Source organism: Kitasatospora sp. NPDC002965, from assembly GCF_040611255.1.
Taxonomy (GTDB): domain Bacteria; phylum Actinomycetota; class Actinomycetes; order Streptomycetales; family Streptomycetaceae; genus Kitasatospora.
In genome coordinates this window covers 1-10,069 of sequence record NZ_JBEXNT010000216.1, presented here as the reverse complement: position 1 = coordinate 10,069, position 10,069 = coordinate 1, and the positions used below count along the sequence as shown (strand labels likewise).

Genomic DNA, 10,069 nt, shown 5'->3' with positions numbered 1-10,069 from the left:
GGGCGCCCCGGGGCCCGCCCGGCGGCGGTTCCGGGCAGGATGCGGGCAACGCGAAAGGGACCCTGGAGGCCAGGGTCCCTTTTCGCGTGCTCCCGCCGGGCCGCGGGAGCGGGGTCAGGCGCTCTTGCGGGTGTCCCGCGGGTGCACCGCGAGGTTCATCCCGCCGGAGCGGAGCACGGCCAGCCGCTCGGCCAGCACCTCCTCCAGCTCCTCGCGCGTCCGGCGCTCCATCAGCATGTCCCAATGGGTACGCGTCGGCTTGGTCTTCTTCTCCTCAGGCTCGTCACCGTCGAGGAGTACCGCCTCCTGGCCGCAGAAGCGGCATTCCCACGCCGAGGGGATCTCCGCCTCGACCGAGAAAGGAACCTCGAATCGGTGTCCGTTCTGACATGCATACTCGACGGTCTGGCGCGGAGCCAGATCGATACCGCGGTCGGTCTCGTAGCTAGTGGCCCCGAGTCGCGTGCCGCGGAGAGCTCGCTCGCTCATGAATCGTGCCTCCCGGGCTTATGGCCCACAGGACTAGTGGTCGTTGTTCTTCGTCGTTCGGTCAACGCTCGGCTTCCGACGAAGATTCCCGTCCCGGGACATGCGTCGTCTGTCGTGCCGCCCCTGTTTGTACCCACCGGCGCCCGATTTGTCACATCTGGCCGGTGATATCACCCCAGGTGTCACCTATTTCACATCTGGTGATCGGTCGGCCTTTCCCGGACGAGCGTACCGGGGCGGGAACCGGCGGCCTGCGCCGCCCCTCCCGAAGCCCTCACGTTCCGCCCGCCCGGCCGAGTGGGCCGGACCCGCCGGAGGGGGCCGGCGGCCCGGACCGAGCGGGTCAGGCGAGCGGGCGGAAGCGTAGCGCGGACGGCCCCTTGGCGAGGTCCACCCCGGCGCGCGGGTCCGCGTCGAGCTCCACCGGCACGGTCGGCGGACCGTCCGGGCGCGGCGGCGCCTCGACCGGGGCGGCGGCCTCGGTGCGGGTGTCGCGGTGCGGCAGCAGGGCGATCACCGCGTCCCGCAGCTGGGCGGGCGCGTCCTCGTCCAGCGGGTCGACGGTGGCCGGCACCTGGAGGCGGACCGGGGTGCCGGTGCCGATCCGGGCGTAGCCGCGCCCGGCGGGGGCGTGTGCGGCGGGCACGATGTCCAGCGGGGTGCCGAGCGCGGCGTGGCCCTCGGCGGGGCCGGTCGGGCCGAGCACCACGCGGGCCCGGGTGGTGGCCCGGACGCTCGGGGTGATCCGGTCCCGGGCCTCGACGTCGTCGGCGACGACGACGGTGACCCGGGCGGCCCGGCCGTGCCGCAGCGGCAGTTCCAGCAGGTCCTGCGGGTCGGGGCGGCCCTCGGCGTGGGCCAGCTCGCTCAGCTCGGTCGGGTGGTCGAGCAGCAGCCAGAGCGGGCGGACGACGTCCTCGGGCGGGGCGACGCCGGCGTGCCGGGCCGCGTTCAGGGCGCCGAGCCTGCGCTCGGTCTCCTGGGCCGTCCACTGTAGCGCGGCCAGCGCGCCGTGCAGGCTGGTCTCCACCGTGTGCACGCCGGGGCGGTTGACCAGGCAGGCGTGCTCGCCGGTGCCGGCGCCGTCGATCACCACCAGGTCGGCGTAGGGCAGCGCCTGCAGGGCGACCGAGCGGATCAGGCTGGAGGTGCCGTAGCCGCTCACGCCGAGGGCGAGCAGGTGGGGCTCGGCGGAGCGCGGCCCGGTGCGCCAGATCACCGGCGGCTGCTGGGTGACGGCGCCGCCCTGGTGGACCGGGATGGTCCGGGCGCTGCCGTCCCCGTCGGTGAAGCCGAGCACGATCTCGCCGGGCGCGGTCACGAACCGCTGGGCGGCGATGTCGGTGGGCAGCGGCGCCAGCGCGGCGATCCGCAGCTTGTTGGACTCCTCGTCCCAGTCGAAGCGGTACTCCCGGGCGCGGCCGGCCTTGCCCTGGACGACCTGCTCGATCCGGGCCCGGGCGGCCGGTTCGGTGTCGGTGAAGTAGGCGGGGTAGGCCAGTTCCAGCCGGGAGAGCCGGCCCTCGCCGTCGAACTCCCAGCCGCCGAAGGCGTCCTGGTAGCCGCCCTCGTGACGGTAGAGCGGGTTGAGGTCGTCCGGCCCCGACAGGTACGGGGTGAGGGCGGCGTAGAGCGCGCCGAGCTTGACGTCGGCGACGTCCGGCTCGGGCGGGCCGGGGGGTGTCCGGGGGCCCCGGCCGGCCCAGGCGGCGCTGGCCATCAGGGCCACCAGGGCGAACAGCAGGCCGTGCGGCAGCAGGTAGATCCCGAGCAGCATGGCGGCGACCAGGAACGCGGTGGGCCCGCGGCGTTCCTTGGGGGTGGCCTGCCAGCGGGCCTTGGCCCAGGCGACGTGGTGGCGCATGCCACGGCCGATGACGGTGAGCGGCGCGAACATGTCGGAGGCGTGGTCGCCGGCCGTGCGGACGAGGTCGCGGCCCTTGCTGAGCGGTAGGCGGTTGAGCGGCATTCCGGGCTCCCCGGGCGAATGGGACGGTCGGGCGGAACTGGGCTTGATCCAACGACGGGGCCCGGGGGCGGTGGGATCCGCGCCCGGGCCCGTACGGGGGAGTGGCGGGGTCGGACAAGCGCTAGAACTTGAGGCCGCCGAGCAGGCTGGCGAGGCTGGCGCCGCCTGCGGTGATGCTCGGTGCGATCGAGGAGCCGGCGATGTAGAAGCCGAGAAGGGCGCAGACGATGGCGTGGGAGACCTTTAGTCCGTCCCTGCGGAAGAAGAGAAAGGCGATGGTGCCGAACAGGACGATGCCGGAAATCGAGAGGATCACGTTCTGCTCCTCGGGGAGGGGGGACAGGGGCAGTGTTACCGAAAGTGCCTTAATCGTGACAAAAAGTAATAGATGATGGAACGGTGCAAATGGGTGGTTTTCCCTGATTACTCCGATTCGTGACCCGGGTGGCGGTAGGCGGACCGGGCTCCGGGGAGCCGCGGGCCGCGCCGTTCCGGGCGCCGACACATTCCCGTCCGCGGGTCGGGAAGTTTCCGGGGGTCCCCGGAAGTTCGCTCGAACGGGCGCGCAACCTTCCGGCCCGCGTGCGGTACGCGCGGGAGCGGCGGCATCCGGGATCCGGAAGCGTGCTGGATCGCGTACGGGTCCGGCCGCTACGGTGCGACGGGCGCGACCACCGAACCGCAGGACGAGACGAGACCCCGAAAGAGGCCCCAGAGATGACCGACACCCCCGACGCCGACGTGATCGCGCTGGCCGGCAAGCTGTTCGACGCGGCCCGGGCCGGCGACACCGCGACCCTCGCGGCCTACGTCGACGCCGGAGCCCCGGCGGACCTCACCAACGACCGCGGTGACACGCTGCTGATGCTCGCCGCCTACCACGGCCACGCCACCGCCGTCACCGCCCTGCTGGAGCGCGGCGCCGACCCGAACCGGGCCAACGACCGGGGCCAGACCCCGCTCGCCGGCGCCGTCTTCAAGGGGGCCGACGACGTCCTCGCCGTGCTGCTCGGCGGCGGCGCCGACCCCTCCGCCGGCACCCCCTCGGCCGTCGACACCGCCCGGATGTTCGGCAAGGAGGAGCTGGTCGCCCGGTTCGAGGGTCGCTGAGCCGGGGCCGTAGGCTTGTCGACCATGGAGAGCACCACCGGCAGCAGCGCCCTGCGGGACGCCAAGGACGACAGCATCGAGATCCGCGTCACCGGCTACGGCCACCCCGACGCCCAGCGCCTCTCGGCGGAGGTGCAGGAGGAGTACGTCCGCCGCTACGGCGAGGGCGACCTCACCGAGCTGCACCCCGACCACTTCGAGGCGCCGGACGGCCTCTTCCTGATCGCCTACCTCGACGGCGAGCCGGTCGCCTGCGGTGGCTGGCGCGCCAAGGAGGCCGGTCCGCACGGGCTGCGGGCGGGCGACGCCGAGCTGAAGCGGATGTTCGTCCGCCCCGAGGCGCGCGGCCGCGGCCTGGCCCGCACGGTGCTGCGCCGGCTGGAGCTGACCGCGGCCGAGGCCGGGCGGACCAGGTTCGTCCTGGAGACCGGGACCGAGCAGCCCGAGGCCATCGCCCTGTACGCCTCCGAGGGGTACGCGGCGATCCAGAAGTTCGGCATCTACCGCGAGCACCCGCAGTCGGTCTGCATGGGCAAGGAGTTCGGTGCGGCAGCGGTCTGACCGGTGCCCGCGCGGGTAGGCTCCCCCCGGGGGAGTCGGCAGACGGGGGCGGCAGTTGATGAGCGGACCGGAAGCACTGCCCGAACTCGCGGCACCCGCAGGTGTGGTGGACCGGCTGGTGACGGCCGGACTGGCCGGCGTCGGGACCGGTGGCGTCTGGTCGGTCGGTGACGCCGGCGGCGTCCGCGGCCGGGGGCGGTCCGGGGTGCTGGGCCAGGGCCCCTACGGCGCGCGGGAGATGGACCACGACACGCTCTTCGACGTGGCCAGCATCACCAAGATCGTCGCGCTCTGGCCGTGCGCCGGGGTGCTCCGGCAGTCCGGGCGGCTCCCGCTCGACCGGCCCCTCGGCCACTTCTGGCCGGAGGTCGCCGGCCGGACCGCCGGTGAGGTGACCGTCCGTCAGCTGCTCACCCACACCGCCGGGATGCCGCTGCGCACCCGGTTCGTCGAGCTCTACGGGCGGGACCCGGCGGTGATCCTGGCCGGCGTGCTCGACGCCCCGCTGTACCGCGAGCCCGGGACGGCCGTCGAGTACACCGACCGGGCCGCCGTCCTCCTCGGCCACCTGGTCGGCTCGCTGGCCGGATCGCCGCTCGACGAGCTCGCCGCCCGCCAGGTCTGGCGCCCGCTCGGGATGTCCGACACCCGCTACGGCCCGCTCGGCCCGGAACTCGCCGCCCGCACCGCGCCCACCGAGTACGAGGAGGTGGCCGGCACCGAGCTCTGCGGGGTCGTGCACGACCCCTCGGCCCGGCTGCTCGGGGGCGTCTCCGGCAACGCCGGCGCCTTCTCCACCGCCCGTGACCTGGAACGCTTCCTCACCGCGCTGCTCGACCCGCCGCCCGGCCTGCCCTGGGGCGAGGAGTGGATCACCGAGTCGCTGCGCGAGCAGACCGGCGGCCTGGAGCCCGCGAGGGGCCTCTCCTGGCTCTGCGCCGCCGGCACCGATCCGGCGGAGGGCACCTTCGTCCACTACGGCTTCACCGGCACCGGGATCTGGATCTCCCGACGGCTCGGCCGCTGGGCGCTGCTGCTCACCAACAAGGTCCACTACGACCGGGAGTTCCAGCCGCTCACCGATCTGCGCAACGCCTTCCGGCGGGCCGTCTTCGGCTGACGCCCGAGGGCCCGGCCGCGTGTGTGCGGCCGGGCCCTCGGGCCGGCGCGGTCAGACGGACGCCGCCGCCAACGGGCGCTTCGAGATCTGGAGCAGCGGCTTCGGCTCCGGCTCCGCCTGGCGCGTGAAGGCCGCGTACGGGCAGGCGTTGAGCTCCGGGTCGCGCGCGGCCCAGCCCTGGAGCCACGGGCGCAGCCGCGGATTGTCGATCTCCACCGAGCCGTCCGGCCGCAGCCGGCCGATGTCGTTGGCCGGGTCGGACAGCGCCACCGTGCACTTGCCCAGCCGGCCGTCCGCCCGCACCAGCAGCGAGTTGGCGCGCGCGGCGTAGCAGACCTCCTCCGGCGCGAACAGCCGCTCCTCGCCGCCGCCCTCGGTCAGCAGCGCCCGCAGCCCGGCGATCTTCCCGTCGTCGGAGTCGAGCACGTCCATGGTGTCGTCGTTGGGGCCGCCCAGACGGACCACGCGCTTCAGGAAGACGGAGAACCGCGGGTCGTCGAGGAAGGTGTCCCGGATCCGGGCGAGGAACTCCGGCATCACCGGCAGGTTCTCCGGGGTGAGGTGGACGCGCAGCAGCATCCGTACGTCGGCGGAGCCGGCCCGGACCTCCTCCAGGTTGCGCCAGACCTGCTCGAACGTCCCCCGGCCGTCGGCCCGCACCCGGGTCAGGTCGTGGAACGCGGCGGGGCCGTCCAGCGACACCTGGTAGGCCCGGACGCCGAGGCCCGCCAGGTGTTCGGCCGTCCGGCCGTCGACCAGGTAGCCGTTGGTGGTCATGTCGCTCTCGTAGCCGAGGCCGGGGTGGCGCCGCTGCGCCGCCCGGGCGTGCGCGGTCACCTCCTCGATGACCGGGCGGGCCAGCATCGGCTCCCCGCCGAACCACGACACCTGGAGGTGCCGCAGTCCGGCGGCGCGCCGGTCGATGAGGTTCTTCACCCCGGCGACCACCTCGGGGGCCATCCGGCCGATCGCGAAGTCCTCGTAGCAGTACGTGCAGCGGAAGTTGCACTGCTCGGTGGGCAGCAGGATCAGCTGGAGCCGGTCGCTGCGCACGGATTCGGCGAACTCCCGGTCGAAGGGCGAGGGTTCGCCGGTGGAGTCGGTCACCTCTCCACCGACTTGCCGCAGCCCTTGGCGCAGTTGCCGCCGTGACAGTTGTTGGTGGTCGCGCGGGCCGACGCGTTCGGAGACGAGGCCATGGCGGCCACGACCGACTCGGCGAGCTCCGGGTTCTGGATGTGCACCCGCCCCTCGTCGTCGAGGGTGAGGTCCGCGGTGCTGATGGCGAAGGTGGGTCCCTGACTGGCCATGGTCTTCTCTCCTCGGGAGGCTTGGGACGGCCGGGGCCACCGGAGCGTCGGGGATCGGCGCCCGGCCGACGGCCGAACGACCCCGCCTCGGGAGAACGACGTCTCGGGCGAGGGGTCGCTCTCCATCGTCCGGGCCGGTCCGGCGGGCCGCGCGGGATGTTCGCCCGTGCAGGTGATGGCCGGACCGGGTACGACCCGGGCGGAGCAGCGGTGCGCGGGAGGCCGGTCGAACCGCTCCGCCGGGGCGGGGACCCTGCCGCCCCGGCGGAGGAGTTGACGCCTCGTCAGCTCGCGGAGGTCCCCGTCAGAGGAGGGTCGACCAGTAGTACCAGAAGCGGTTGAGGATCAGCAGGCCGATCACCGCGGCCCAGAGCACCGGTACCGCCCAGTGGTAGCGGGCGGCCTCCCGCACGACCACCCGGAACCTCGGTCCGACCGGTATCACCCCGGAGCGCAGGTTGTGCAGCGTCGTGTACCAGAACAGCGCCACCACCGCTGCCCAGACCACCATGCAGTACGGGCAGAGCGCGCCGATGTCGTACAGCGCCTGGTCGATCAGCCAGTGCACGAAGCCCAGTCCGAACAGCGTGCCGGCCTGCAGCCCGAGCCAGAACCAGCGCCGGTACGCCGCCCCGGCCAGCAGCCCGGCGCCGATCGCCGCCAGGGCGCCGAACGCGGCCAGCCCGAGCAGCGGGTTCGGGAAGCCGAAGACCTCGGCCTGCTCGGTGCGCATCACCGACCCGCAGCTGATCACCGGGTTGATGTTGCAGCTGGGGATGTAGGAGGGGTCCTCCAGGATGCGGAGCTTGTCGAAGGTCAGGACGGCCGAGGCGGCCAGCCCGATCAGTCCGCAGAGGAGGACGAGCAGTGAGAACGCGCGGCCCGCGCCGATCGGGGCCGGGCCCGGAGGAGCGGGGTCGGCGGGGTCGGCGGGGGCGGGACGGGAGGAGCGGGGCACGGCGGTCGGGGCGGTCATGGCAGAGCACTCCGGGGGTGGGAAGGGGCCGGCCCGGCCGCGAGTCGGCCGGGCCGGTGGTGCTCACGACAAACCCGCGGCCTGCTTCACCTGGGCGGTGAACTGCTCCGGCGTGACCGCGCGGTTCCCGCTGAACAGCGTGAGCGGCTTGCCGTCCACCTTCACCGTCGGCGTGCCCGTCACCCCGCTGTCGTTGAAGGCGTCCGCGACCTTCTTCGCCCACGGCGCGTACGTCCGGTCGGTGACCGCCTTGACGAACGCGTCCGTCTTCAGGCCCGGTACCTTGTCGGCGAGTTCGAGCAGGTGGTTGACGTCGCCGAAGGCGTCGTCGCGCTCCTCCGGCTGGTTGGCGTACAGCACGTCGTGGTAGGCCTTGAACTTGTCGACGCCCTCGTTCGCCGCGGCGCCGATGGCGGCCAGCGCGGTGCGCGAGCCCTTGCCGCCGAGGTTCTTGTCGAGGAACGCGGCCAGGTGGTACTCGACCTTGACGGTGCCGTCGTCCGCCAGCTTCTTGACGGCCTCGCCGTTGGAGGCCTCGAAGCCCTTGCAGACCGGGCAGCGGAAGTCCTCGAACACCTGGAGGGTGTGCGCGGCGTCCGCCTTGCCGTAGGTGATCACCGTTCCGTCCGGGCCGGAGGTGTTGGCCGGGACGACCAGCGCGGTGGGTTCCGCGGCGGCCGTGTCCGCGGAGGACTTGTCGTCGCCGGCCGCGCTGATCGCGAGCGCGGTGCCCCCGGCCAGGGCGAGCACGACGACGATCGACACCCCGACGACGATCCGCTGACGGCGCTGGGCGGACTGCTTCTCCTGGCGCTGGGCCTCCTGGATCCGCTCGCGGGCGCTGATCTTCTGGGACTGCTTGCGGGACGGCTGCTTGGTGCCGGGCTTCTGGTCGGACTGTGCCATGACGGGTCAACTCCGTTGTGGGACGCACCGGGAGGTGCGGAAGGGGCCGCCTCGGCGCGGCGCGGGCGCGGGGCGCCGGCGGGCCGGTAGGGGCGGGGTCGGTGGAACGGCGGAGTCGCGCGCTGCCTGTGCGGAGCTCGCCCGGGGGCCATCGGAGCCCGCGCCGTGGGGCGTCGGGGCGGCCGGGACCGGGCCCTGCGGGGTCGGAGCCGGCGGGCTCGGAACGCGGGGCTAGGGGAGCCGGGGGATCGGGACTTCGGGCTCGGGGCCGTCAGCAGGCAGGCGCGAGGACCGGCGGCCCGCGGCGCGGTGCCGGGCTCAGCACCACGTCCTCGCGGCGCGGCCGGCGGCGGTCCGGGACCGGCAGCGGAACCCGCAGCACCGGCCGGGCCGGCACCGGGGCCAGCAGCAGGAACAGCGCCCGCAGCGGCGCCGCGAGCGACTGGCGCAGCACGCGCAGGGCGCGGGCGAGACCCGACAGGGCGGCGTCGCCCAGCCGCAGCCAGGCGGAGGCGGCCAGCGCGACCAGCAGGTGCACCAGCAGGAGCAGCAGCTGGGTGGCGGCGGGCGCCAGCGGCCCGGAGTGCCCCAACGGCCCGGAGAACAGCGAGCCGTCCACCGAACCGCCGCCACAGACCAGGAGGTTCATGCCGCGGGCGGGGAGGTGGTCGGGGGCGAGGGCCGGGCCGCAGCCGGCCTGGCCCAGGTTGAAGGTGGTGTTGAGCAGCAGCTCGACCGGAACCATCACGGCCGCGATGTGCAGCAACCGCCGTTCGCCGCCGGCCAGGGCGGCCGCCAGCACGAAGACGACGACCGTCGCGGCCACCACCAGGACGATCGGCAGTGGACGACCGGTGATGACCACCTGGCCCAGTGCGGACAACGGCACGGCGAGCGCGGTGAACACCGCGGCCCGCAGGGCCCTCGTCGCACCGGTGGAAGTCGTCACGTCCCGGAGTATGCCACGACGCTTACACCGGGCACGAGGGTGCGTCGGGGGCGGGGCGGGAATCGGCGCACAGATTGTCCCGCATCGGTCGTTCGTTCGCGGCGCGGGGGCCGCGAGTTCACCGGGGGGATGGGTTTGGCGGCCGTCCGGGTGGGTGACGGACCGTCAGGGGCTGACGTGGGAGCCGGGGCGGTCCGACAATCGGGCGATGGACTATGCCAGCGGCCCGGAGGCCGCGGTTCCCGTGGGGCCACCGGTTCCCGCGGGGCCCCCGCTGCCGGTGCCGCCGGTGCCACCCCGGTGGCCGTCGTGGCCGCATCCGTCGTGGCCGGCGCACCCGACCTTCCCCGCGACGCACTGCCCTTCGCCGTCGCCGCCCGCTCCTTCGCCGCCCGCTCCTTCGCCGTCGCCGACCGCAGTGCCGTCGCCCACCGCCACGCCGACGTGGACCGCTGCGCCGACTCAGACCGCTGCGCCGACGTGGACCCCGACGTCGGTGCCGCCGCCGACCGCTGTGCCGACGCCGGTCACGGTGCCGGCGGTGGTGCCGGCCGCTCCGGTCACGGTCGCGGCGTCGCCGTCGGCCCCGCCGTCACCCTCCCCGGTCCGGAGTGCGGCGCCCGTGCCCTCGCCCGCGCCGACGGGACCACCCCGCCCGGACCGGCCGCCGGCAGATCGG

Annotated in this window: 11 protein-coding genes and 1 pseudogene; 4 read left to right on the top strand and 8 right to left on the bottom strand. The window is 74.1% G+C overall.

Annotated features, from left to right (window positions below):
• Window positions 1–114 precede the first annotated feature (114 nt).
• The 3 genes from ABZY91_RS40175 to ABZY91_RS40165 form a co-directional block, all read right to left on the bottom strand.
• Complete coding sequence (locus ABZY91_RS40175; RefSeq protein WP_030396357.1) at window positions 115–489, bottom strand: RNA polymerase-binding protein RbpA; 375 nt, start codon at window positions 487–489, stop codon at window positions 115–117.
• A 343-nt stretch (window positions 490–832) separates the two neighbouring features.
• Window positions 833–2,458, bottom strand: a complete 1,626-nt coding sequence (locus tag ABZY91_RS40170; protein WP_355408998.1) for a hypothetical protein — start codon at window positions 2,456–2,458, stop codon at window positions 833–835.
• Window positions 2,459–2,579: 121 nt separating this feature from the next.
• Window positions 2,580–2,774 (bottom strand): hypothetical protein, encoded by a 195-nt coding sequence (locus ABZY91_RS40165; protein WP_327674940.1) that lies wholly within the window; start codon window positions 2,772–2,774, stop codon window positions 2,580–2,582.
• Window positions 2,775–3,175: 401 nt separating this feature from the next.
• On the opposite strand from ABZY91_RS40165, the gene ABZY91_RS40160 reads away from it, so the two are divergent.
• From ABZY91_RS40160 to ABZY91_RS40150, 3 genes are read left to right on the top strand one after another with little or no spacing between them, the layout of a single operon-like run.
• Complete coding sequence (locus ABZY91_RS40160) at window positions 3,176–3,568, top strand: ankyrin repeat domain-containing protein (protein ID WP_329884239.1); 393 nt, start codon at window positions 3,176–3,178, stop codon at window positions 3,566–3,568.
• Window positions 3,569–3,592: 24 nt separating this feature from the next.
• Window positions 3,593–4,129 carry a GNAT family N-acetyltransferase gene (locus ABZY91_RS40155; RefSeq protein WP_355408995.1) on the top strand — a complete coding sequence of 179 codons (537 nt, stop codon included), beginning with the start codon at window positions 3,593–3,595 and terminating at the stop codon, window positions 4,127–4,129.
• A gap of 58 nt (window positions 4,130–4,187) precedes the next feature.
• Window positions 4,188–5,249, top strand: a complete 1,062-nt coding sequence (locus tag ABZY91_RS40150; protein ID WP_355408993.1) for a serine hydrolase domain-containing protein — start codon at window positions 4,188–4,190, stop codon at window positions 5,247–5,249.
• Between the two features lie 51 nt (window positions 5,250–5,300).
• Here ABZY91_RS40150 and ABZY91_RS40145 read toward each other — a convergent pair whose 3' ends face one another.
• From ABZY91_RS40145 to ABZY91_RS40125, 5 genes are all read right to left on the bottom strand, one after another.
• The gene (locus tag ABZY91_RS40145) at window positions 5,301–6,356 is read right to left on the bottom strand and encodes a radical SAM protein (RefSeq protein WP_355408991.1); all 1,056 of its coding nucleotides are present in this window, start codon (window positions 6,354–6,356) and stop codon (window positions 5,301–5,303) included.
• Window positions 6,353–6,559: a hypothetical protein gene (locus ABZY91_RS40140; protein WP_329884248.1), complete on the bottom strand. Its 207-nt coding sequence runs from the start codon at window positions 6,557–6,559 to the stop codon at window positions 6,353–6,355. The genes ABZY91_RS40145 and ABZY91_RS40140 overlap by 4 nt, the downstream gene beginning before the upstream one ends.
• Before the next feature lie 304 nt (window positions 6,560–6,863).
• Complete coding sequence (locus ABZY91_RS40135; RefSeq protein WP_355408989.1) at window positions 6,864–7,535, bottom strand: vitamin K epoxide reductase family protein; 672 nt, start codon at window positions 7,533–7,535, stop codon at window positions 6,864–6,866.
• Window positions 7,536–7,598: 63 nt separating this feature from the next.
• Window positions 7,599–8,441 (bottom strand): thioredoxin domain-containing protein, encoded by an 843-nt coding sequence (locus tag ABZY91_RS40130; protein ID WP_355408987.1) that lies wholly within the window; start codon window positions 8,439–8,441, stop codon window positions 7,599–7,601.
• 271 nt (window positions 8,442–8,712) lie between these two features.
• Window positions 8,713–9,390: a hypothetical protein gene (locus ABZY91_RS40125; RefSeq protein ID WP_355408985.1), complete on the bottom strand. Its 678-nt coding sequence runs from the start codon at window positions 9,388–9,390 to the stop codon at window positions 8,713–8,715.
• A 309-nt stretch (window positions 9,391–9,699) separates the two neighbouring features.
• Between ABZY91_RS40125 and ABZY91_RS40120 the strand changes: the two are divergent.
• Window positions 9,700–10,069: pseudogene (locus ABZY91_RS40120) on the top strand (hypothetical protein); the annotation flags it as partial.